The 23,081-nt window shown below is 66.6% G+C and carries 22 protein-coding genes, 1 tRNA gene and 1 pseudogene; 16 read left to right on the top strand and 8 right to left on the bottom strand.

Annotated features, from left to right (window positions below; genetic code table 11):
- Nucleotides 1–43: 43 nt before the first annotated feature.
- From A5663_RS01820 to A5663_RS01800, 5 genes are all read left to right on the top strand, one after another.
- Nucleotides 44–1,489: an HNH endonuclease signature motif containing protein gene (locus A5663_RS01820; RefSeq protein ID WP_068143295.1), complete on the top strand. Its 1,446-nt coding sequence runs from the start codon at nt 44–46 to the stop codon at nt 1,487–1,489.
- A gap of 133 nt (nt 1,490–1,622) precedes the next feature.
- Complete coding sequence (locus A5663_RS01815; protein WP_068143293.1) at nt 1,623–2,030, top strand: NINE protein; 408 nt, start codon at nt 1,623–1,625, stop codon at nt 2,028–2,030.
- A complete protein-coding gene (locus tag A5663_RS01810) occupies nt 2,020–2,430 on the top strand; it encodes a DUF2752 domain-containing protein (RefSeq protein ID WP_068143291.1) in 411 nt (136 codons plus the stop codon). The genes A5663_RS01815 and A5663_RS01810 overlap by 11 nt, the downstream gene beginning before the upstream one ends.
- A gap of 66 nt (nt 2,431–2,496) precedes the next feature.
- On the top strand, nt 2,497–3,915 hold the full coding sequence (gene pyk, locus A5663_RS01805; RefSeq protein WP_068143289.1) for a pyruvate kinase: 1,419 nt from the start codon (nt 2,497–2,499) through the stop codon (nt 3,913–3,915).
- Nucleotides 3,916–3,931: 16 nt separating this feature from the next.
- The gene (locus A5663_RS01800) at nt 3,932–4,798 is read left to right on the top strand and encodes an acyl-CoA thioesterase II (RefSeq protein WP_068143287.1); all 867 of its coding nucleotides are present in this window, start codon (nt 3,932–3,934) and stop codon (nt 4,796–4,798) included.
- On the opposite strand, the gene A5663_RS01795 is transcribed toward A5663_RS01800, so the two are convergent.
- The 6 genes and pseudogenes from A5663_RS01795 to A5663_RS01770 all read right to left on the bottom strand — a co-directional run bounded on the left by A5663_RS01795 (nt 4,795) and on the right by A5663_RS01770 (nt 11,533).
- A complete protein-coding gene (locus tag A5663_RS01795; RefSeq protein WP_068143285.1) occupies nt 4,795–5,280 on the bottom strand; it encodes a DUF4190 domain-containing protein in 486 nt (161 codons plus the stop codon). The genes A5663_RS01800 and A5663_RS01795 overlap by 4 nt on opposite strands.
- Nucleotides 5,277–6,778, bottom strand: a pseudogene (locus A5663_RS01790) (ATP-binding cassette domain-containing protein). Before A5663_RS01790 ends, A5663_RS01795 begins: the two are co-directional and overlap by 4 nt.
- Complete coding sequence (cydD, locus tag A5663_RS01785) at nt 6,771–8,321, bottom strand: thiol reductant ABC exporter subunit CydD (protein ID WP_068143394.1); 1,551 nt, start codon at nt 8,319–8,321, stop codon at nt 6,771–6,773. The pseudogene A5663_RS01790 and the gene cydD overlap by 8 nt, the downstream one beginning before the upstream one ends.
- Before the next feature lie 23 nt (nt 8,322–8,344).
- Nucleotides 8,345–9,385, bottom strand: a complete 1,041-nt coding sequence (gene cydB, locus A5663_RS01780) for a cytochrome d ubiquinol oxidase subunit II (protein ID WP_068143282.1) — start codon at nt 9,383–9,385, stop codon at nt 8,345–8,347.
- Between the two features lie 16 nt (nt 9,386–9,401).
- Nucleotides 9,402–10,856, bottom strand: a complete 1,455-nt coding sequence (locus A5663_RS01775; RefSeq protein WP_068143280.1) for a cytochrome ubiquinol oxidase subunit I — start codon at nt 10,854–10,856, stop codon at nt 9,402–9,404.
- A 62-nt stretch (nt 10,857–10,918) separates the two neighbouring features.
- Entirely contained in the window at nt 10,919–11,533 is a 615-nt protein-coding gene (locus A5663_RS01770) for an HdeD family acid-resistance protein (protein ID WP_068143278.1), read from the bottom strand.
- Between the two features lie 197 nt (nt 11,534–11,730).
- Here A5663_RS01770 and A5663_RS01765 point away from each other — a divergent pair, with 197 nt between their 5' ends.
- Genes A5663_RS01765 through A5663_RS01730 form a run of 8 tightly spaced genes read left to right on the top strand, consistent with a single transcriptional unit; the run spans nt 11,731 to nt 18,810 of the window.
- On the top strand, nt 11,731–12,576 hold the full coding sequence (locus tag A5663_RS01765) for an ABC transporter substrate-binding protein (protein ID WP_082973887.1): 846 nt from the start codon (nt 11,731–11,733) through the stop codon (nt 12,574–12,576).
- Nucleotides 12,577–12,587: 11 nt separating this feature from the next.
- On the top strand, nt 12,588–13,517 hold the full coding sequence (locus tag A5663_RS01760; protein ID WP_068143274.1) for an amino acid ABC transporter permease: 930 nt from the start codon (nt 12,588–12,590) through the stop codon (nt 13,515–13,517).
- A gap of 5 nt (nt 13,518–13,522) precedes the next feature.
- Nucleotides 13,523–14,275: an amino acid ABC transporter ATP-binding protein gene (locus A5663_RS01755; RefSeq protein ID WP_068143392.1), complete on the top strand. Its 753-nt coding sequence runs from the start codon at nt 13,523–13,525 to the stop codon at nt 14,273–14,275.
- Between the two features lie 4 nt (nt 14,276–14,279).
- Complete coding sequence (gene macS / locus A5663_RS01750; protein ID WP_068143273.1) at nt 14,280–15,407, top strand: MacS family sensor histidine kinase; 1,128 nt, start codon at nt 14,280–14,282, stop codon at nt 15,405–15,407.
- Nucleotides 15,380–16,030, top strand: a complete 651-nt coding sequence (locus A5663_RS01745) for a response regulator transcription factor (RefSeq protein WP_068143270.1) — start codon at nt 15,380–15,382, stop codon at nt 16,028–16,030. The genes macS and A5663_RS01745 overlap by 28 nt, the downstream gene beginning before the upstream one ends.
- Nucleotides 16,031–16,074: 44 nt before the next feature.
- Nucleotides 16,075–17,802: a DUF2339 domain-containing protein gene (locus A5663_RS01740; RefSeq protein WP_068143268.1), complete on the top strand. Its 1,728-nt coding sequence runs from the start codon at nt 16,075–16,077 to the stop codon at nt 17,800–17,802.
- A gap of 38 nt (nt 17,803–17,840) precedes the next feature.
- Nucleotides 17,841–18,329 (top strand): Dps family protein, encoded by a 489-nt coding sequence (locus tag A5663_RS01735; RefSeq protein WP_068143266.1) that lies wholly within the window; start codon nt 17,841–17,843, stop codon nt 18,327–18,329.
- A gap of 19 nt (nt 18,330–18,348) precedes the next feature.
- Nucleotides 18,349–18,810 carry an SRPBCC family protein gene (locus A5663_RS01730; RefSeq protein WP_068143264.1) on the top strand — a complete coding sequence of 154 codons (462 nt, stop codon included), beginning with the start codon at nt 18,349–18,351 and terminating at the stop codon, nt 18,808–18,810.
- On the opposite strand, the gene A5663_RS01725 is transcribed toward A5663_RS01730, so the two are convergent.
- Together A5663_RS01725 and A5663_RS01720 are read right to left on the bottom strand one after the other, a co-directional pair.
- Complete coding sequence (locus A5663_RS01725; protein ID WP_068143262.1) at nt 18,782–20,086, bottom strand: adenylate/guanylate cyclase domain-containing protein; 1,305 nt, start codon at nt 20,084–20,086, stop codon at nt 18,782–18,784. The two genes, A5663_RS01730 and A5663_RS01725, sit on opposite strands and share 29 nt — an antisense overlap.
- Before the next feature lie 23 nt (nt 20,087–20,109).
- Nucleotides 20,110–20,186 (bottom strand) — tRNA-Leu (locus tag A5663_RS01720).
- A gap of 71 nt (nt 20,187–20,257) precedes the next feature.
- On the opposite strand from A5663_RS01720, the gene A5663_RS01715 reads away from it, so the two are divergent.
- The 3 genes from A5663_RS01715 to A5663_RS01705 form a co-directional block, all read left to right on the top strand.
- Nucleotides 20,258–20,866: an ANTAR domain-containing response regulator gene (locus tag A5663_RS01715; protein WP_068143260.1), complete on the top strand. Its 609-nt coding sequence runs from the start codon at nt 20,258–20,260 to the stop codon at nt 20,864–20,866.
- 73 nt (nt 20,867–20,939) lie between these two features.
- Entirely contained in the window at nt 20,940–22,163 is a 1,224-nt protein-coding gene (locus tag A5663_RS01710) for a branched-chain amino acid ABC transporter substrate-binding protein (RefSeq protein ID WP_068143390.1), read from the top strand.
- A 10-nt stretch (nt 22,164–22,173) separates the two neighbouring features.
- The coding region (locus A5663_RS01705; protein WP_068143258.1) for a branched-chain amino acid ABC transporter permease at nt 22,174–23,081 on the top strand (908 nt) is incomplete at its 3' end.

Raw genomic sequence — 23,081 nt, 5'->3', positions numbered from 1 at the left:
AACGGCGAGGCACTTGTCGGACCCTCGATATAGTATCGAACACATGTTCGAGGAAGTTTCCGATGAGGAGTTGATCACCTTCATGGGTGAGGAAACTCGGGAAGAGTCTGCCGCGATGGGACGGCGGCTGGCGTCGGTCGGAGAACTCTTCGAGCGGCGATATCCGGGCTTCGCCTTGGACGATCTGTGCACCACGGATCTGACAGCGGCGGTGGCGGCCGAGATTTCGCCCGTGCAGAACATCAGCCATGCGCGCGCTATCAGCCAGGTCGAAACGGCGGTGACGCTGCGCAAGCGGTTGCCGCAGATTCTGAAGAGGTTCTGCCGCGGCGTTGTCGATTACCGAATGGTCTGGATGATCATTTCGCGTACTGCCAACGTCGACGACGAGATCATCGCCGGCCTGGACGAAGCGTTGGCCGCACGGGTCGAGAAGTGGATGAAGCTGTCCAAGAACAAGTTGCGCGACCGTATCGATCTCTTTGTCTCCCAATATGATCCAGCCGCAGTCAGAGTGCCCCCTGAAGTAGGAGAGCACCGCTACGTCGAGATCGTCCCGGCAGACACGGCCGGAATGGCTTGGATGTCGGCGTCGCTGCGCGCCGAAGATGGCGCCTCATTGGACGCTCGGTTGGATGCTTTGGCTGCGACCGTCTGTGACAACGATCCGCGGACAAAAGGCCAGCGCCGCGCCGATGCCTGCGGTCCGTTGTCGCGGATGGAGTCCAGGCTGGCCTGCCAGTGTGGATCAGACGACTGCCCGGCAGCCGCGCGACATGCCGAGGCGACCGCGGCGGTGATCCATGTGCTCGCCGAACAAGGAACTGTCGACGGCACCAGCGACAAACCGGGGTATCTGCCGGGATTCGGAGTGTTGCCGGCCGAATCGGTGCGTGAGGTGGCACGCGGCGCCAAGTTGAAACCGGTTGTGGTGCCCGCGGCTGATGCCGCCGCCCACGCCGGGTACCGACCCAGCGCAAAATTGACCGATTTCCTGCAGTGGCGCGATCTGACCTGTCGATGGCCGGGCTGCGACAAGCCGGTTGAGAAATGCGATGTGGACCATACGGTGGCATGGCCGTCGGGGCCGACGCATCCGTCGAACACCAAGCATTACTGCCGCACCCATCATTTGATCAAGACCTTCCTGACCGGTGTGGGTGGCTGGCGTGATGAGCAGCGACCCGACGGAACGGTCGTGCTCACGGCTCCGACTGGGCACGTGTACCGATGCGAACCGCACGGGGCCGCCATGTTCCCGGCGCTGGGACAGCCGACCGGCGACCTCGGCGTCACCGTGCATCAGCTCGACGACAACACCGACGAGGTGAACCGGTTGGCGATGATGCCGCGGCGCAAGCAGACCCGCGAGCAGAACCGTCGTGACCGTATCAACGCCGAACGGCGCCAACGCGCCGATCTGATCGCCGAAGAAGAACGCCAACGCCAGGCCTGGCTTGCTGCGATTTACGAGCCACCGCCGTTCTGAATGGTGCTCGAAATACATGAAACAACAACGGCAGCAATACGTTCCATGAGGTACGAGAAGCCGTCGCAGTACGTCTGAAATGTCTCGACGTTTACCCCTGACCGGATACCCGGACGTCTGGCATGCTTGTGCCATGACTGAACCGCAGTTCGGTGGCAGTGAATACGGCAGCCCGCCACCACAGCCGGAATACCAGCAGCCCTATCCACCTCCGCCGGGCCAGTACGGCCCGCCACCCGGCAGCTACCCGCCTCCCTACAGCGATCCGATGGCCCCCTATGGACGTCATCCGCTGACAGGGGAGCCGTACTCCGACAAATCCAAACTCGTTGCCGGCCTGTTGCAGTTGGTCGGCCTCTTCGGGCTGGTCGGCATCGGTCGCATATACCTCGGCTATACGGGGCTCGGCATCGCCCAACTCGCGGTTGGGCTGCTCACCTGCGGCATAGGGGCCATCATCTGGGGCATCATCGACGCGATCCTGATGCTGACCGACAAGGTCCGTGACCCTCAGGGACGTCCTCTGCGAGATGGCACCTAGCGTCGCCACCGGGCGTAATCGGCTCTACGGCGCCCTCGGAACCGGCGCCCTGCTGACCGGTGCGCTGGCCTATATCGGCATCGCCGACCCGCATCGCCCGAACTTCGCCTTCCCGGCCTGTCCGTTCCATGCGTTGACCGGCCTTTACTGCCCCGGTTGCGGCGGCCTGCGGATGACACACGACCTGCTGCACCGCGACCTCGCCGCCGCCGTCGTCGACAACGCCTACCTGCTCGTAGGCCTACCCCTCTTGCTCCTGTGGCTTCTCGTCCGGTGGCGGCAAGACAAACCCTTGATGAACACAGCCGCCATCGTCACGATTGTCGTATCGGCGATGACGTGGACCGTTGTGCGCAACCTGCCCGGATTCCCCTTGGTTCCGACTCTTCTCGGCGGTTGATCGGCCACCGGCCCGGGCGATTTTGACCCGCGTCGTCTGAATCGATAACGACTATGCTCCACTTTTGTGAATAGACGCGGAAAGATCGTCTGCACTCTCGGTCCGGCGACCGCCACCGACGACGCCGTTCGTGCACTGGTCGAGGCTGGCATGGACGTCGCCCGGCTCAACTTCAGCCACGGCGAATACTCCGACCACGAAGCTACTTACAAACGCGTGCGAGCCGCATCCGACGCCACCGGACACGCTGTCGGCGTCCTCGCCGATCTACAAGGCCCCAAGATCCGACTCGGCCGGTTCAAGGACGGCCCAACCTTCTGGTCCAACGGCGAGACAGTCCGCATCACCGTCGACGACATCGAGGGCACCCCGGAGCGCGTCTCGACGACCTACAAGCGGCTGGTCGAGGACGCCACGCCCGGCGACCGAGTGCTGGTGGACGACGGCAACGTCGGCCTGGTCGTCGAAGAGATCGAAGGCAACGACGTTGTCTGCACCGTCACTGAAGGCGGTCCGGTCAGCAACAACAAAGGCATGTCGCTGCCCGGCATGAACGTCTCGGCGCCCGCGCTCTCCGAGAAGGACGTCGAGGACCTCGAATTCGCGCTCGGTCTCGGCGTGGACTTCGTCGCGCTGTCGTTCGTCCGCTCCCCGGCCGACATCGAGCTCGTGCACGAGGTCATGGACCGCGTCGGCAGGCGCGTCCCCGTCATCGCCAAACTCGAAAAGCCCGAAGCCATCGACAATCTCGAGGCGGTCGTGTTGGCGTTCGACGCCATCATGGTCGCGCGCGGTGACCTCGGCGTCGAGTTGCCACTCGAAGAAGTCCCGCTCGTACAGAAGCGAGCCATCCAAATGGCAAGGGAGAACGCGAAACCCGTCATCGTCGCGACACAAATGCTCGAATCCATGATCGAGAACTCGCGACCCACGCGAGCCGAGGCGTCCGATGTCGCCAACGCGGTCCTCGACGGCGCGGATGCGGTGATGCTCTCCGGCGAGACCTCGGTCGGCAAGTACCCCCTCGAAACCGTCAAGACCATGGCACGCATCATCCATGCGGTCGAGGAGAACTCAGTGGCCGCGCCGCCGCTGGCTCATGTGCCCCGAACGAAGCGCGGCGTCATCTCCTACGCGGCCCGCGACATCGGCGAGCGTCTCGACGCCAAAGCCCTGGTGGCCTACACCCAATCGGGGGACACCGTGCGCAGAGTGGCGCGGCTGCACACCCCGCTTCCGCTGCTGGCGTTCACGTCGCTGCCGGAGGTGCGCAGTCAGCTGGCTCTGAGCTGGGGCACCGAGACGTTCATCGTCCCGCACATCCAGACCACGGACGGAATGATCCGGCAGGTCGACAAGAGCCTGCTCGAGCTGGGCCGCTACAAGCGTGGCGATCTGGTGGTCGTCATCGCCGGCATTCCGCCGGGCACAGTAGGCTCCACGAATCTGATCCACGTGCACCGGATCGGGGAGGACGACGTCTGACAGGAGGATGGTCTGAGTGTCAGAAACAGCAGACTTCGACGAGCTGCTCGCGATACTGGACCTCCGCCACACCGACGGCGACATCTACATCGGATCACACCCCAGCAAGAACCCGGTGCGCACCTTCGGCGGTCAGATGCTGGCCCAGTCGTTCGTGGCGGCCAGCCGCAGCCTGAACCATCCGACGCCACCGAGCGCGCTGTCCGCTCACTTCATCGCCGGCGGCGACCCGGACAAAGATCTCGAATTCCATGTCTTCCGGCTGCGCGACGAGCGCCGCTTCGCCAACCGCCGCGTGGACGTCATGCAGGACGGGCACTTGCTCACCACCGCGATGATGTCGTTCCTGTCGGGCGGTCGCAGCCTCGAGCACGGCGTCGCGCCGCCCGATCTGCCTGACCCGCAAGCGGTACCGCCGGTCGACGACCTGCTTCGCGGCTACGAGGACGTGGTCCCGCATTTCGTCAACGCGCTCCGGCCGATCGACTGGCGTTACACCAACGACCCGAGTTGGGTGATGCGCCGCAAAGGCGAGAAGCTCCCGCACAACCGCGTGTGGATGAAGGCGCTCGGGCAGATGCCCGACGACCCGGTGCTGCACGCCGCGGCGCTGATCTACTCCTCGGACACCACGGTTCTGGACTCGATCATCACCACACACGGACTGTCCTGGGGATTCGACCGGATCTTCGCGGTGACCACCAACCACTCGGTGTGGTTCCACCGGCCGGTCCGTTTCGACGAATGGGTGTTGTACTCCACGTCGTCACCGGTCGCCGCCGATTCACGCGGGCTGGGCACCGGTCACTACTTCGACCAGTCAGGTCAGCCGATCGCGACCGTGGTGCAGGAAGGGATCGTCAAGTACTTCCCGGCGCGTTAGGGCGTCGGCGACAACGTCACCGAGAACTGGTCTTCGACGCGCTGCTGGAACTGATCGGAGCACTGCTGTACGGCGTCTTGATCACTTCCGGCGCGTGAAACGCAGTCGATGTAATCAGTGCCGCCGACCTGGTTGAATCCCCAGACGGCCAACCAGATCAGCACGATGGCTTCGATGATGCTCAAGAACCCCAACACGATGCCCGCTACGGCGATGCCGCCGTTGGTCGCCTCGCCGCGCTTGGCCCTGTTCCAGCCGAGGAATCCCAGGATGACCGCGACGACGCCGAGCACCACGCCACCGAAAACGGACAGCAGCGCGACGATCGCGATCACCAGTGCAGCGATTCCCAAGCCGTTCTTGGGGGCGGTCGGCGGAGGTGGATAACCGGCATAACCCTGCGGCGGTGGCGGCGGGTAACTGCCGGGATACGCCCCGTATTGCGGTTGCGGAGGCGTCGCGGGCTGCTCCGGTTCGCTCATGCGCAAGAGGTTACTCCGCGGCCACCGAGAATGCGGGTAGGACAGTCAAAGTCGTCCGGTAAATGGTGCGTGGCGACGACGACCTGCGCTCAGCGGGGAAAAGGCCACCGGGCGTGAGAAGTTCGGCCAGTAACCGCCTGGAGTCGGCGGCGTCGAGATGTTCGGTCGGTTCGTCGAGCAACACCGTCGCAGCTGTGGTGAGAAGCGCGCGCGCCAGCAGCAGCCGCCTACGCTGCCCAGCGGACACAGCAGCTGCCCCGCCGACGAGAACGGTGGCCAGCCCGTCGGGCAACGTGTCGAGCCATTCACCAAGACCGACGCGCTGCAGCGCGTTTCGGATCTCGCTGTCGGTGGCGTCGCCGCGGGCAACCAACATGTTGTCCCGCACAGTGGTCGCGAACAGGTGAGCGTCCTCCGCGAAAAACATTGCCGACCCGTCGCTTTCGGCCATGGCCAGCAGCAGCGTCGTCTTGCCTGATCCGCTGGGCCCCACGATGGCAAGGCGGTCACCGGCCGCCAGTGCGACGTGCGGCACGGCCGGCCGGTGTCGTTCTGCTTCGGCCGGTGTGGTGAGTTCGGCGAGGCGACGGGCCGCGATGCGCGACCGGGTGAGCTGTACCGCGGCCGCCGGCAACGCCGCCGACGCTTCGAATGCCGACAGCGGCAACAACATCAGGATCGCCAGGGTGGTCGGCGCCACCGAGTCGGCGATCGCGATCGCTGTGATCACGGCGCCGAACACACTGGCGCCGATGGCGGCCGTCGACACCGCGGTGGCCACCGCCGCCGGTGCCGAAGCGCGATCCGTCGCGTCGCCCCAATCACGTTGTCGTCGTTGCGCTTCGGCGATGACTGTCTCGAGGCGCCCGCTGACGCGGAGCTCCGGCGCATGTTCGAGCGCGAGCAGCACCGCCACGTCGCGTCCCGAATGATGTCGGGCAGCGACGGTTTCGGTCTCCGCGGCGGCATGAGCGGCCATCGCCGGCGCCGCGACACCCGCGACAAGCAGACAGAGCGCCAGCACGGTCGCCGCTGCGGTGGACACGGCGCCGATGCCCACGACCGCTGCCAGTCCGAGCAGGACGGCCACGGCGATCGGCAGTACCGCGCGCACCACCACGTCGGCGAGATCGTCCACCGACGCGCCGATCCGGGCCACCAACTCGCCGCTGGGCATCCGCGTCACGGTGTCGGCCGGCGCTTCGGCCAGTCGCCGGTACAGCGCTTGGCGGGTGTCGGCGGCCGAGCGCAGCGCTGTGTCATGCGCGGCCAGCCGCTGGCAGTACCCGAGGATGCCGCGCGAGATGCCCAGCGCGCGGACCGCGACCACCGCGACCGTGAGGTCCAGCACCGGTGGCATCTGCCATGCCCGGGTGATCAACCACGCCGCGATCGCCGCCAGTGCCAACGCACTGCCCAGCGACAGGACGCCGAGCAACACCGCGAGGGCCAGTCGCCCCCACCGTGGCCGCAACGACTCGAGCAGCAGTTCACGCATCGGCCAGGGCTCCCACCGTCAGGACCCGATCACCGATCGCACGCACCGGATCGCGGTGGCCGACGACCAGCACGGTGGACCCACCCCGCGCCCGCCGCACGATCGCGTCCAGGACACGGGCCTCCATGGCCGCGTCGAGGTGTGAGGTCGGTTCGTCGAGCAGCAGCACCGGCGCGGCCGAACCCAGTGCCCGGGTCAGTCCCAACCGCTGGCGCTGACCGAGTGACAAGCCAGAACCGTCCCGCCCGAGCATCGTGTCCAGTCCGTCCGGAAGCGTCGCGAGGACTTCGTCGAAACCTGCTGCCCGGCAGGCCTGTTGAAGGTCGCGCAGTGGGCCGAAGAGCTCGAGGTTGTCGCGCACGCTGCCCGGCACCAACACCGGACGGTGTGGCAGCCAGGCGATCTGGTCCCACCACGCTCGGCGGTCGAGGTCCGCGACGTCGATCCCGCCGATCGACACCCGCCCGGGCTGCAAGCCCAGGATCGTATGCAACAGTGTCGTTTTGCCGGATCCGTTGGGCCCGGTCAGCACCGTCACCCGCCCGGGTTCGACATCGGCGTCCAGCACTTCGAGGTGAATCTCGGCACCGGCGGCGACGACGGTCCGGCGCCCCTCCGGCCTGCGGGGCAGCGTGTCGAGCAGGCGAAGCGCGGCGTCGGCGGCGGTTCTGCCGTCCTGTGCGGCGTGGAATTCCACGCCGACCCGGCGCAGCGGCCAGAACACCTCCGGCGCGAGCAGTAGTGCTGTCAGCCCAGCCGTCAGCGTCATCTCACCGAAGACCAGGCGCAGCCCGATGCCGACGGCGACGAGCGCGACTCCCAACGTGGCCAGCAGTTCGAGCACGAGCGCCGAAAGGAAGGCGATTCGCAGCGTCGCCATCGTCGAACGGCAGTGTGCCGCAGCGAGTTCCCCGATGCGTCCGACCGAGCCGTCGATCCGCCCCAACGCCCGCAACGTGGGGATGCCGGCGACCAGGTCGAGCAGACGTGACTGGAGCGTGGTCATCGCTGCCAGCGCCGCTTCGGAGCGGTCTTTCGTCAGCAAGCCGATCAGCACCATGAACACCGGAACGAGTGGCAACGCGACGAGCACGATGAGCGCCGAACGCCAGTCGATGACGGCGATCACCAACACCGCTGCGGGAGTGAGGATCCCCGCCAGGAACACCGCGGGCAGATACGCGGTGAGGAACGGCCGCAGACCGTCGAGGCCGCGGGTGACCAGCGCGGCGGCGGCGTCGCGTTCGACGGCGAGCAATCGCGGCGGCAGTGCGGTGACTGCGCGCAGCACCTGACCCGACAGATCGGCGATCACGCGGGTCGCCCCCGTCGATGCGAGCCGGCCCTGGACCCAGTGCGCGATCGTACGAATTGACCAGAGCCCCACCAGGAGTGCGAGCGACCCCGCCCATTGTCCGACATCACGGGACGGCGGTTCGGTGATGACGCCGGCCACGATGTCGGCCAGCACGACGGCCGCGGCAATCGTCGCGGCCGTGATGACGACGCCGCACAACACCGATGCAACCAGATATCGCCGCATCGCCCCGGACGTCCGCCACAGGTTCACGTCATCCGCCGTGCCAGTCCCGCGGGTGCGGGAATTCGATCGGCCGAGATGCGCTGCCGGAACACCCAGTACGTCCATCCTTGGTACACCAGCACCAGCGGCGCGAACACCAGCGCCGCCCAGGTCATGATCGTCAGCGTGTAGTGGCTCGACGATGCGTTGGCGACGGTCAGATTGAAGGCGGGATCCAGGGTCGACGGCATGACATTCGGGTACAGCACGCCGAAGACCAACGTGACCAGCGCCGCGACGACAATCGTCGTGTATGCGAACGCCCAGCCTTCGCCGACACCGCGCCACACTCGAAGGGTCGCCCCGAGTTGCGCGAAACCGGCTGCCAGCAAGACAATCCACGTCCAGTTCTTGCCGTACGCCAGTTGTGTCCACAGTGCGAACGAGGCGAGCACGGCGGTGACCGGAAGTGCCAACCGGCCCGCGAACCGCAGCGCGTCCTGGCGCACCGCCGCGTCGGTTTTCAGCGCCACGAACACCGCGCCGTGGAAGAGGAACAGACCAGCGGTGGCAACGCCGCCGAGCAGGGTGTAACCGTTGAGCAGATCAGTGATCCCGGCGTGCATCCGCTTGTCGGCGTCGATCGGCAGGCCGCGAACCAGCGCCCCGAACGCGACACCCCACAGCACAGCGGGCACCCATGAACCGACCGCGATACCCACGTCCGCCCATCTACGCCAACCTGGATCGTCGATCTTGCCGCGCCACTCGATGGCCACCACCCGCAGGATCATCGACAGCAGGATGGCCAGCAGCGGCAGGTAGAGCCCGGAGAACATCGTCGCGTACCAGTCGGGGAACGCGGCGAACATCGCACCGCCGGCGGTGATCAGCCAGACCTCGTTGCCGTCCCACACCGGGCCGATCGTGTTCAGCGCCGCCCGCCGGTGCCGCTCGGGTTCGCCGTCGGCCGCGCGGCCGAAAAGCCCCATCAGCATGCCGACGCCGAAGTCGAACCCCTCGAGGACGAAGAACCCGAGGAACAGCCCGGCCATCACCACGAACCACCAGTCCTGAAGTGCCATAACCGACCACGTCCTCTCAGTACGCGAAGGACAGCGGAGCGACTTCGTCGTCGCCGGGGGGAAGCGGCGCAGCGGGTTCGGAGTCGTGCTCCTGCGGTCCTTCGACGGTGTAACGGCGAATCAGCCAGAACCAGATCACGGCGAGCACGGCATACACCAGGGTGAAAGCCGTCAGCGAGAGCACGACCATGCCGACCGGATGCCCGGAAACGCCGTCGGCGACGGTGAGCCGCAGCATCGGGTCACCGGTGGGATTGGGCACCACCACCCACGGCTGGCGGCCCATCTCGGTGAACACCCAACCGGCGCTGTTGGCCAAAAACGGGGCGGGAAGCGTCACCAGGGCGAACCGGGAAAGCCGGTGCCCCTGCGGAATTCGCCCGCCCCTAGTCAGCCAGAGCATGCTCAGCGCGAACAGCACCGGGACGGCGAGCAGCCCGATCATGGCGCGAAACGACCAGTACGTCACGAACAGGTTCGGTCGGTAGTCGCCGGGCCCGAACTTGTCCTGATATTGGCTCTGAAGGTCTTTGACGCCCTCGAGGCGGACGCCCTCGAATTCGCCCTTGGCGAGGAACGGCAGCACGTAGGGCACCTCGATGAGATGGACGACGCTGTCGCAATTGTTGTGAGTGCCCACAGTCAGCACGGAGAAGTCGGGGTCGGTTGCGGTGTGGCACAAGGATTCCGCCGAGGCCATCTTCATCGGCTGCTGCTCGAACATCAGCTTGCCCTGGACGTCGCCGGTGAACACGAGACCGACGGTCGAGGCCAGCACGACCAGGCAGCCCATGATCGCAGCCGGCCGGAACATCGTGTGCGCCTCGGCCTGGTCCCGCCGCGCCGCGCGGATCATCCACCACGTGCACACGCCCGCCACGAATGTGCCCGCAGTGAGGAAGGCCCCGAACACGGCATGGGAGAACGCGGCGATCGCGGTGTTGTTGGTGAACAGCGCGACGATGCTCGTCAGTTCCGCGCGACCGGTCTCCGGGTTCAAGCGCGCCCCGACGGGGTGCTGCATCCAGGAGTTCGCGGCGATGATGAAGAAGGCCGAGAGGTTGACCGCGATTGCGACGACCCATATGCACGCCAGATGCACCAGTCGCGGGAGCCGGGTCCAGCCGAAGATCCACAGCCCGAGGAAGGTCGACTCGAAGAAGAAGGCGGCCAACCCCTCCATCGCCAACGGGGCGCCGAAAACGTCACCGACGAACCGCGAGTACTCGCTCCAGTTCATGCCGAACTGGAATTCCTGCACGATTCCGGTGGCGACGCCGAGGGCGAAGTTGATCAGGAACAGTTTGCCGAAGAACCGCGTCAGCCGGTACCAGGCGGTGTTGCCCGTGATCACCCACGCGGTCTGCATGCCCGCGATCAGCGGTGCCAGGCCGATGGTCAGCGGCACGAAGATGAAGTGGTAGACGGTGGTGATGCCGAACTGCCACCGCGACACATCGAGCGCGTCCATCTCACCCTCTTTCGTGGCTGTGGGTACAGCCTACGACGGGGTGTAGTAGACGTCAGTGTGGGTTAGCTCACCGGAGCTTCCGCCGCAGGTGCGGGCGCCGCTCCGCCGGGACCGCCGTGGCGTTCCAGGTTCTTCGAGGCCTTGCGGATGCCGAATGCCGAGACCACTTCGAACACCCCGAGCACGATGAGCGAGATGCCGGCGACCACGGTGAGCAGCGCGAGCGACTCGAACGGCAACGCCAGCATCACGACGCCCGCGATGAGGCTCAGAACGCCGATGAAGATCTCCCACGCACGGCCGGGCAACGTCGGATCGCTGATCGCCGACACCGCGGTCGCCACTCCTCGGAAGATGAACCCGATACCGATCCAGATCGCCAGCAGCAGGATCGACTCCTGCAGACTGCGGAAGCACAGCACAGCCAGGATCAGGGCCGCGGCACCGGAAATGAACAGCAGCACCCGGCCGCCGGCCGAAACATGCAGGCTGAAGGCGAAAATCACCTGGGCGATGCCCGCGACCAGAAGGTATGCGCCGAAGAAGATCGCGGCGAGGACGATCGTTATGCCCGGCCACAGCCAGACGGCCACGCCGAGTGCGATCGCGAGGATGCCTGAGAACAGGGTGGACTTCCAGAGATGCCGCAGCAAGCTGGGCGGTGCGGGATTTTCCATTGCCGCAGTTTGACACAGCCCAATGGCGCCGAAATGCGAACGTCGTCGCATTTCGATATCGATTCGATGCGGGTTTCGTTCCCGTGCCGGCACGTGAACGCTCAACTACTGTTCCGTACGTGTCAGGTGAGTGTCCGGACCGTCGAAGCGGGTTTCGGCGCTTGGCAGTGGTGTTCGCCGCTGCCGGGCTCGTGTTGATGTCCGGGTGCGCCAGTGGGACCGGAGGCGGCGGCGGGCAGTCGACCAGTCCGACGTCGGCCGTGTCCGCGGACAAGGTCGACGGCATCGCCAACACGGTGCCCGAGGCGATCAAATCGTCCGGAAAACTGGTCGTCGGCGTGAACATCCCGTACAAGCCCAACGAGTTCAAGGACCCCGGCGGAAAGATCGTCGGCTTCGACGTCGACCTGATGAACGCGATCGCGGCCACCCTGGGACTGACGCCCGACTTCCGCGAGGCCGATTTCGCGATGATCATCCCCGCCATCCAGGAAGGCACGTTCGACGTCGGGATGTCGTCGTTCACCGACACCAGAGAACGCGAGAAGTCAGTCGACTTCGTCACGTACTTCTCCGCGGGCACGCTCTGGGCGCAGCGACCCGGCGCACCGATCGATCCGAACGACGCGTGCGGCAAGAAGGTCGCCGTGCAGGCCACCACGTTCCAGGACACCGACGAGCTGCCCGCAAAGAGCAAGGCGTGCACCGACGCTGGAAAGCCCCCGATCGACATCGTCAGGTTCGACGGCCAGGACGCCGCCACCAACGCCGTTGTTCTCGGTCAGACCGACGCGATGTCGGCGGACTCGCCGGTGACCGCGTGGGCCGTCAAGGAGACCAACGGCAAGCTGGAGGCCGCCGGTGACGTATTCGCCGCGGCGCCCTACGGCTGGCCGGTGCGAAAGGGCTCCGCGCTCGGGCAGTCGCTACAGAAGGCGCTCGAGCATCTCATCGAGACCGGCGCTTACCAGAAGATTGCCAGCAATTGGGGCGTGGAGAACGGGATGATCGACAAACCCGTCATCAACGGCGCAGTCTCGTAGGGGATTTCGACATGACCGATGTCGGCACGTCGCCCGTTGCGTCCGAGCCGATCGACGCGGTGCCGTTGCGTCATCCGTGGCGGTGGGTGGCGGCAGCCGTCATCGTCGTCCTGCTCGGCCTTTTCCTCTACGGTGCGGCGACCAACGAGGCCTACCGCTGGTCCACCTACACCCGGTACCTGTTCAACGATCGGGTGTTGACAGTCGGTGTGGTCAACACGTTGCAGCTGACCGTCTACGCGATGACACTTGCGATCGGGCTCGGCGTGTTGCTCGCGGTCATGCGGTTGTCGCCCAATCCGGTGCTGAAAGCCGTTGCCTGGGTGTATCTCTGGATTTTCCGGGGCACCCCGGTGTACGTCCAGCTGGTGTTCTGGGGGCTGTTGCCGACGATCTATCAGAACATCCGGCTCGGCGTGCCGTTCGGGCCGTCGCTGCTGCACTTTGACTTGCAGGTGTTGTCGATTCCGTTCCTGCTCGCCATCCTCGGGCTGGCACTGAACGAAGCCGCCTACATGGCCGAGATCATCCGTGCCGGTATCAGTTCCGTGCCCGAGGGCCAGTCCGAGGCGTCGACGGCGCTGGGAATGACGTGGGGGATGACCATGCGCCGCACCGTGCTTCCACAGGCGATGCGGGTGATCATCCCCCCGACCGGAAACGAGGTGATCAGCATGCTGAAGACCACCTCGCTGGTCACCGCGGTGCCTTTCACGCTGGACCTCTTCGGCATCACATCGCGCGAGATCGCCTCCCGCACCTTCGAACCCGTCCCGCTGCTGTTGGTCGCCGCGACGTGGTATCTGGTGATCACCAGTGTCCTCATGGTCGGCCAGTACTACCTCGAGCGCTACTACTCGCGCGGCGCATCGCGCAAGCTCACCACCAAGCAACTCGAGGCGCTGGCCAGGGCGCAGACGACGGGGGAGACCCACCCGTGACCGCGATGGTCGAAGCCGAAGGCGTCTGCAAGAGCTTCGGCGCACTGCAAGTGCTCAACGGCATCACGCTCGAGATCGGCACGGGCGAGGTGCTGTGCATGGTGGGCCCGTCCGGGTCGGGTAAGACCACCTTTCTGCGGTGCATCAATCATCTCGAGCGGATCACCGCGGGCCGCCTCTACGTCGACGGTGAGTTGATCGGATACCGGCAGCGCGGCAACAGACTTCACGAGATTTCCGCGCGCGAAGCCGCCAAGCAGCGCTGCGACATTGGGATGGTCTTCCAGCACTTCAACCTGTTCCCGCACCGCACCGCGCTCGAGAACGTCATCGAGGCACCCATCCACGTCAAGCGGATCAAGAGGGAGGTCGCGGTCGCGCATGCGCGAGACCTGCTCGACCGGGTCGGGCTGGCGGCAAAGGCCGACGCCTATCCCGCCCAGTTGTCCGGCGGCCAGCAGCAACGGGTCGCGATCGCCCGTGCGTTGGCGATGAGCCCCAAGTTGATGTTGTTCGACGAGCCCACCTCGGCGCTGGATCCCGAGCTGGTCGGCGAGGTCCTTGAAGTGATGAAAAGCCTTGCTGCCGAAGGGATGACGATGCTCGTGGTGACGCATGAGCTGGGCTTCGCCCGCGAGGTCGCCAATCAGCTGGTGTTCGTCGACGGCGGCGTCGTGGTGGAGAGCGGGCCGCCGCGCGAGATGCTGGCCAACCCGAGACACGAACGCACGAAGGCGTTTCTGTCCAAGGTGCTGTAGTCGGATGCACGGCAACCTCTCAGATCCGGCCACACCGCTGTGGCGCGCGGCGCAGTTCTTCCGGTTGTTGAGCTGTCTGTATGCGCTCGGATTCCAGGTGTCCGTCAACGGCGACCTGGACCGGCCGGGGATCGCCTGGTCGCTGTTCGCCGGACTGCTCGCATGGAGTGCCGTGTGCGCTGTGGCCTATCTGCAGGGGTTCGGCCGGCGTCGCGCATGGGTGCTGGCCGAAATCCTCGTCGTCGTCGGCTTGATCCTCTCCACCGAGGTGGTCGCCTCGCCCCAGTGGGCGTACGACAACCAGTCCTGGCCGACGACGCTGTGGGCCACCAACGCCACCATCTCCGCGGCGATCCTCGCCGGGCCCGTCGCGGGTATGGCGACCGGCGTGCTGGTGATGATCGCCAGCACGGTCGTCAAGGGCTTCGTCAACTACGACCTGGGCCGCAACGCCACGATCGTCATCGAGCTCGCCGTCGGTCTCGCGGTCGGACTGGCCGCCCAGACCGCGCGGCGGGCACACGCCGAGCTCGAGCAGGCGGCGCGACTGGCAGCCGCCCAGCAGGAGCGCGAGCGGTTGTCTCGCGAGGTGCACGACGGCGCCATCCAGGTGCTGGCGCTGGTGTGCCGTCGTGGTCGTGAATTAGGCGGGGCCGCAGCGGAACTCGCCGAGCTGGCGGGCGAGCAGGAGCGGGCGCTACGCCGGCTGGTCAGCTCTGCAGAGCCGGCGCCGCAGCCCGAGGCGATGACCGACATCGGTGCGCTACTACGACAACGCGCGTCCGACCAAGTCTCGGTGAGCTTGCCGGCCGAACCTGTGCTCCTCGACGGCGCCGTCGCCACCGAGCTGTACGCGGCCACGGTCAACGCGCTCGACAACGTCGCCGCCCACGCCGGCCCTGACGCCCGCGCCTATGTGCTGCTCGAGGACCTCGGCGACGCGGTCACGGTCAGCATCCGCGACGACGGCCGCGGGATCGCCGAAGGCCGGCTCGAGGAGGCGGTGCGCGAGGGACGCATCGGCGTGGCGAAATCCATTGTGGGACGGCTGAAGTGGCTGGGCGGCTCCGCCGGGCTGACCACCGGGCCGGAGAGCGGGACGGAATGGGAACTGACGGTACCCCGACGGTGATGGTCGTCGACGACCATCCGATCTGGCGCGAGGCGGTGGCACGCGATCTCGCGGAGGACGGTTTCGCCGTCGTCGCCACCGCTGACGGAGTCGGTGCCGCGCGCCGCCGCGCCGCAGCGGTTCAGCCCGACGTCGTCGTCATGGACATGCGGCTGGCCGACGGGGACGGCGCGCACGCGACCGGCGAGGTGCTCGCGGTCTCGCCGTCGTCGCGGATCCTGGTGCTGTCGGCGTCCGACGAGCGCGACGACGTCCTCGAAGCGGTGAAGGCCGGGGCGACGGGCTATCTGGTCAAGAGCGCCTCGAAGCAGGAACTGGGCGAAGCCGTGCGCGCCACCGCCGAAGGCAGGGCGGTGTTCACGCCCGGTTTGGCGGGCCTGGTGCTCGGCGAGTACCGCCGCATCGCGAAGACGCCCGGGCCCGAGACGCCGAGCCTCACCGAACGGGAGACCGAGATCCTGCGCCATGTCGCGAAGGGGCTCACCGCAAAGCAGATCGCCTCCCGGCTGTCGCTGAGCCACCGCACCGTCGAGAACCACGTCCAGGCCACGTTCCGCAAGCTGCAGGTGGCCAACCGGGTCGAATTGGCCCGCTACGCGATAGAACACGGGCTGGACGAGTAGTCCTACTCATCCGCGAGCGGTGTGCGGGCTGTGACGATGGCGCCATGACCGAACCACACCGTGCCGTCATCACCCGGTTGTCCGCCGATCTCGGGGCCATCTCGATGCAGTTGGCCCGCGCTTCGGCGGATCTGGCCGAACTCGACCGGCGGCTCGCGCCGTCCTATTGGGCACCGCCGCCGCCGATCGCTGCGCCGCCGCCGCCGATCGCTCGGCCGGCACCGCCGCCACGGGACGAGGGGTGGATCGGCAAGTTCCTCGCCGTCGCCGGTGTCGCGGTAACGCTGATCGGCGTGGTGTTCCTGCTCGTGCTGGCCGCGCAGGCGGGTGTCTTACGGCCGGAGATCCGGGTGGGGGCCGGGGTGGTACTCGCCGCCGGGCTGGTGGTCACCGCGCGGTGGCTGCATGCGCGTCCCGGCGGCCGCACGGGCGCGATCGCGCTGGCTTCGACCGGTACGGCTGCCGCCTACATGGACGTCATCGCCGTGACGACGATCTACGGCTGGATATCGGCGCCCACCGGCCTGCTCATCGCCGCGGTGGTCGGGGGAGCCGGGCTCGCGCTGGCGCGTCGCTGGAATTCCGAGCAACTGGGTCTTCTCGTGCTGGTCCCACTCTTGGTGCTGGCGCCCGTCGTGGTCGGCGGGTTCACGCTGCTGCTCGTCGCGTTCATGCTCGCGCTGTCGGCGGCAGCACTGCGCGTGCAACTCGGCAGGGACTGGCTGTGGCTGCACGCCGCGCGCATCGCCGCGAGCACCTTTCCGCTGCTGGCGGCGCTGGTCGCGGTCTCCTTCGACGACGGCCGCGATCGATGGCTGGCCGGCGCATGTGGAATCGCGGCGCTGCTGGCGATCGCCGGGACGCTGATCCTGCTTCCGCACGCCACCAACAAACCGGCGATGGCCGTCCTCACCGCGGCGGGAGTAGCGCCGACATTGGCGGTCGGGCTGGCCGTCGACCGTGTCGTCGCGGCGCTCATGGCGGCCACCCTCGCGGCGGTCCTGCTCGCGATCGTGCTCGCCGGCGAGCAACTCCCCGGGGTGGACCGCAGCGTGCAGCGAATCTGGGCAGTGCTGTCGGCGTTGTCCGCGCTGATCGCAGTGGTGGTCGCGTTCGACGGCAGGATCGCCGGTCCGGTGCTGCTGGCCATGGCGCTCGTCGTCGCGACCACCGGTCGCCGCCACGCGACGCCCCGGTACATCGCCGCCGGGTTCGCGCTCGTCGGCGCCGGTTTCCAGCTGAGCTACGCGCCGCCGTCGACGCTGATGCGAGCAACCGCGACGACGGCCGCCGCCGGCGCTTCCGTTCTGGTCACGAGCCTCCTGTTGGTGGCGTGCACGGCCGTCATCGCCTGGTCGTTCCAGGGCCGGAACAACGCCGTCTGGGCGGTCGCGGCAGCAGTCGCCGGCTATGCGATCACGACGTTCACGGTGACCGCGGGCGTGCTGATCGGCGGCACCGACGCGGGATTCTTCGCGGGCCACATGGCCGCGACGATCTGCTGGATCGGCCTGGCGGCGGCCTTGTTCGGCTACGCGGCGCGGCTGCCCCGCGCCGATCGCTCGCTGCCGATCGGCGGGGGACTGGCCCTGGTCATCGCCGCGATGGCCAAGCTGTTCCTCTTCGATCTCGGCACCTTGGACGGCATGTTCCGCGTGGGCGTCTTCATCGTCGCCGGTCTGGTGCTGTTGGGCATGGGCGCCGGGTACGCGCGACTGCTGGACAAGCAAGACCAGCAGCAGCAACCGCCTGTGACATCAAGCACATGCTAAACTGGACTCATTCAAGATTAGGAGGCGTTGTAGAAACCATGAGCACAACACGTCGTCTAGAAACAGATGTCCAGGGATTCCAGGCCTCGCCGGAACTCAGCAGCAGCCTGCAGCGGGTTCTCGTCGACCTGATCGAGTTACAGCTGCAGGGCAAGCAAGCGCATTGGAACGTGATCGGCAGCAATTTCCGTGACCTGCACCTCCAACTCGACGAACTCGTCGACTTCGCCCGCGAAGGCAGCGACACGGTCGCCGAGCGGATGCGCGCACTCGACGCAGTGCCCGACGGCCGGTCGGACACCGTCACCGCCGGCACGACGCTGCCGCAGTTCCCTGCCTACGAGGTGAACACACAGGAGGCGGTCGACCTGATCACGGGCCGCATCTACGCCGCCGTCCACACCATGCGGGACGTGCACGACGCGGTCGACGCCGAGGACTCGAGCACCGCCGACATGCTGCATCAGCTGATCGACGGGCTGGAGAAGCTGGCGTGGCTGATCAAATCGGAGAACCGGAAGGTCTGATCTTCGCCGTTGCGGGTATATGACCGCCGTGACCGTGACTAGAGACATCCACGCCTCGCGACAGCAGGTGTGGGACGTGATGGCCAACGGATGGACCTACTCGCAGTGGGTCGTCGGCAACAGCCGGATGCGGGCCGTGGACGTGGACTGGCCCGCCCCCGGCTCGGAGATCCGCCATTCGATCGGGGTGTGGCCGCTCTTGTTGAACGACGTGACCGTCGTCGAGAAGAGCGTGCCGCTCGAGGAGCTGGTGCTGCACGCCAAGGGCAGACCGTTCGGCGGGGCCCGAATCGTCTTGCGCCTGAGCGACGTTCCCGAGGGCTGCCGGGTCGAGATGCAGGAGTTCCCGGTCAGCGGGCCCGCCGCGATCATGCCGAACCGGCTGTCCGACATCGCCGTCTATCCGCGCAATAGGGAAACCCTGTGGCGGCTCGCCGCGCTGGCCGAACGGCTCAAACCGACTGAGCTGTCTGAGCGTTGACCGGTTGTAGTTCGACGGCGCCGCGCACCGCGGAGTCGTCGCGGCGCCCGACCAGATACCACGTCGTCATCAGGCCCTTGCCCTTGATGTCGACCTCGCCGCGGCGTTCCAGCTCGAACTTGCTCCGCAGGCGTTCGTAGACGTCCTGAGGCACCTGGATACGGCCCTCGACGTCGGTGGTCTCCATTCGGGAAGCGACGTTGACCGCGTCGCCCCATACGTCGTAGAAGAACTTGCGCGCGCCGACGACGCCGGCGACCACCGGCCCGGCGGCGAGCCCGATCCGCAGCGGCACCTCACGACCGTGCGGGTCGTGTAGGTCGGCGACGGCGTCGGCCATGTCCAATGCCAGGCAGGCCAGTGCCTCGAGGTGATCCGGGCGTGGCTCCGGCACGCCGCTGACCACCATGTACGAATCGCCGCTGGTCTTCACCTTCTCCAGGCCGTGGCGGTCGACGAGCGCGTCGAGGTCGGTGTAGAGCCGGTCCAGGAACCGCACCAGCTCGGTGGGCGTGGTGTCGCTGGCGCGCTTGGTGTAGCCGGCGATGTCGGCGAACAGGATCGACGCGTCGTCATACTTGTCGGCGATGACGGCGCGGGTCGGGTCCTTCAGCCGCTCGGCAATGGGGGCGGGCAGGATGTTGGCCAGCAGTCGCTCGGAGCGCTCGTACTCGGCCTCCATCGCCAGCCGGGCGCGGCGGATCTCCCGCAGGGCGTACGACAGCGTGGCGATGACGAGGATCCACGCGGTCATGACGGTGAGGATGAACGAGCTGGTGAACGCCCACGGCGGCTGGGCACCGGTGTCGTTCGGGACGAGATATTCCAGCAGGATCACGGTCACCGCGCCCAGTGCCGACAACATCGACGCGAGCAGGATGTGGTCGATGCCGAGCACCGTCACCATGATCGCGGCGGCGACGACGTAGTAGAACTGCAGACCCGAACCGGTGCCCAACTGAATGCATTGGATGGTGATCATCGTGTAGGCGATCGCGAAGAACACCAACGGCGCGACGAGTTCCCCGTACCGGCACAGCAGGGGGATCGCCGCGAACGCCACCGCGCTGACGATGTTCACGATCGGGATCCACCAGATCTCCAGCCCGATCAGCAGACCCTGCACCCCGAAGAACGCACTGATCGCGGCGCTGATCATCGCGGTCACGTCGAGCACGCGGCGGTGGCGAGAGGCGCTCTGGGCGTGGTGACGAACGCGAGCCGTCATCCGGCTCTCCAGCGCGGCATCCGGCACGCAGACCGGCCGCAGCCTCATGTCCACAATTTAGAGAGTAGCGCTGGTGCCCTCGGTGAGACTCGAACTCACACTGTCACGATTTTGAGTCGTGTGCCTCTGCCAATTGGGCTACGAGGGCGGTCCGCTGTAGTGCGGCTTACCACGATAGAGGATGCCCCGCGGTCGCTGGACGGGCCCGCTACCGCCACAATGGGTTCCATGGAGGCACGCCGTGTTCTCGTCGCCGAAGACGAAGCGCTCATCCGGATGGACCTGGCCGAGATGCTGCGCGAGGAGGGGTACGAGATCGTCGGTGAGGCCGGCGACGGGCAGGAGGCCGTCGATCTGGCCGAGAGCCTCAAGCCCGACCTCGTGATCATGGACGTCAAGATGCCGCGCCGCGACGGCATCGACGCGGCGTCGGAGATCGCGAGCAAGCGGATCGCGCCGATCGTCATCCTCACGGCGTTCAGCCAACGCGAACTGGTGGAACGGGCCCGGGATGCCGGTGCGATGGCCTATCTGGTCAAGCCGTTCACGATCACCGACCTCATCCCGGCCATCGAGGTCGCGGTGAGCCGGTTCGGCGAGCTCTCCGCGCTGGAGCGCGAGGTGGCCACCCTGTCCGACCGGCTGGAGACACGCAAGCTCGTCGAGCGCGCGAAGGGTTTGCTCCAGGCCAAACACGGGATGACGGAGCCCGAGGCGTTCAAGTGGATCCAGCGGGCCGCGATGGACCGGCGCACCACGATGAAACGGGTCGCCGAGGTGGTGCTCGAGACCCTCGACACGCCGGGCGACGCCGCGGAGTCCGGCTAGCTTCGTTTCAAAGTGCGCACCAGCGCCGAGCGTTGGCTAAGGTCGTCCCGGAACTACAGACCCGGAGGTGAAGGTGCGCGGTCGCGTGGCACGGAAAGCGATTTCTGTCAGTAGTGCGGGCCTGGTGGTGTTCGGCGCGCTGGCCATGGCCGGGTGCCAACAGTCCCAGCCGAGCCAGGGCGGTACGGCCCAAACCGACCTCAAGATCGTCGAGCAGGTGCCGATCGACGAGAACGGCGCGGAGATCAAGCCGCCCGACGCCGCTGCGGCGACCGATCCGGCCGGTGACGGAAAGGCGCAGTGCGCGCCGGTGTCGATCGCGATGGCGGGCGCGCTCAACGGTCCGGACGCCGCGCTGGGCATCAACATCAAGAACGGCATCCAGTTGGCGGTCGACCAGCACAACGCCGCCAACCAGGGCTGCCAGGTGCAGTTGAAGACGTTCGACACCGAGGGTGATCCGCAGAAAGCCACCCAGATCGCACCGCAGATCATCAACGACGCCTCGATCATCGGATTGATCGGCCCGGCCTTCTCCGGTGAGACCATGGCGACCGGCGACGTGTACAACCAGGCCGGGCTGGTGGCGGCCACCGCGTCGGCCACCAACGTCACGCTGTCGAAGAAGGGGTGGAAGACGTTCTTCCGCGGCCTCGGCAACGACGGGCAGCAGGGTGAAGCGGTGGGCAACTACCTCAAGAACACGCTGTCGCAGAAGAAGGTCTGCGTGGTCGACGACAGCACCGACTACGGCCTGGGCCTGGCCACCGTGGTGCGGAACACGCTCGGTCCCGTCGCCGACTCGGCCTGCAACATTTCGGTCAAGAAGGGCGACAAGGACTTCTCGGCCGCGGTGACCCAGATCAAGGGCGCCGGCCCCGACTCGGTGTTCTTCAGCGGCTACTACGCCGAGGCCGCGCCGTTCGCCCAGCAGCTCAAAGACGGTGGCTATACGGGCAAGTTCGTCAGCGCCGACGGCACGAAGGACCCGGAGTTCGTCAAGCAGGCCGGCGACGCGGCCAAGGACGCGATCCTGTCGTGCCCCTGCACGCCGGCGCCGCCCAAGTTCGCCGACGAGTACAAGAAGGCGTTCAACGCCGATCCGGGGACGTACAGCGTCGAAGGCTATGACCTCGGCACGATCATGGTGAAGGGCATCGACTCGGGGAAGATCACGCGGCCCGACCTGCTCGACTTCGTCCGCACCTACGACGGCCAGGGGATCGGGCGCAAATACCAGTGGGACCCCACCGGCGAGCTGACCACCACCCTGATCTGGATCTTCAAGGTTCAGTAGTCCCCACCGGATGACTCACCTGTGCGTCGAGCAGTACGCCTGTTTGGCCGCCAACATCAGCTTCAACCTCGACGGGCTGCGAAACGGCTTCTGGCAGTTGACAATCGACGGCCTCTCGTGGGGCGCGATCTACGCTCTGGTGGCCGTCGGCTACACGTTGGTGTACGGCGTGCTCAAGCTGATCAACTTCGCGCACTCCGAAGTCTTCATGTTCGGCATGTTCGGCGCATATTTCTGCCTCGACATGATCCTGGGGTTCACGCCGAGCGGTAATACCTACAACAAGGGCATCGTGTTGACGGTGCTGTACCTCGGCATCGCGATGTTGTTCGCGATGGCGGTGTCCGGTGCCACCGCGGTCGGCTTGGAGGCGGTCGCGTACCGGCCGCTGCGCAGACGCAACGCCGATCGACTGTCGTTCCTGATCACCGCGATCGGCATGTCGTTCGTGCTGCAGGAGTTCGTGCACTTCATCCTGCCGAAGATCATCCACGGGTACGGCGGCTCCAACGCACAACAGCCGATCAGGCTGGTGGCGCCCGAAACCCAGTTCACGGTGTCCGGTGCGGCGGTCTCCAACATCACGCTGATCATCGTCGGCGCGGCGCTCGTGCTCGCGCTGATGACGGACCTGGCCATCAACCGGACGAAATTCGGGCGCGGAATCCGCGCGGTGGCCCAGGATCCCGACACCGCGACGCTGATGGGCGTGTCCCGCGAACGCGTCATCATGCTGACGTTTCTGATCGGCGGTCTGCTGGCCGGCGCGGCGGCGCTGCTGTACACGCTGAAGGTGCCGCAGGGCATCATCTATTCCGGCGGGTTCCTCCTCGGAATCAAGGCGTTCGCGGCCGCGGTGCTCGGTGGCATCGGCAACTTGCGCGGAGCGCTGCTGGGCGGGCTGCTGCTGGGCATCAT

The organism is Mycobacterium sp. E740, assembly GCF_001672895.1.
Classification (GTDB): Bacteria; Actinomycetota; Actinomycetes; order Mycobacteriales; family Mycobacteriaceae; genus Mycobacterium.
Note: the sequence above shows the minus strand (reverse complement) of the source record. Positions and strands in the feature narration are given on the sequence as shown.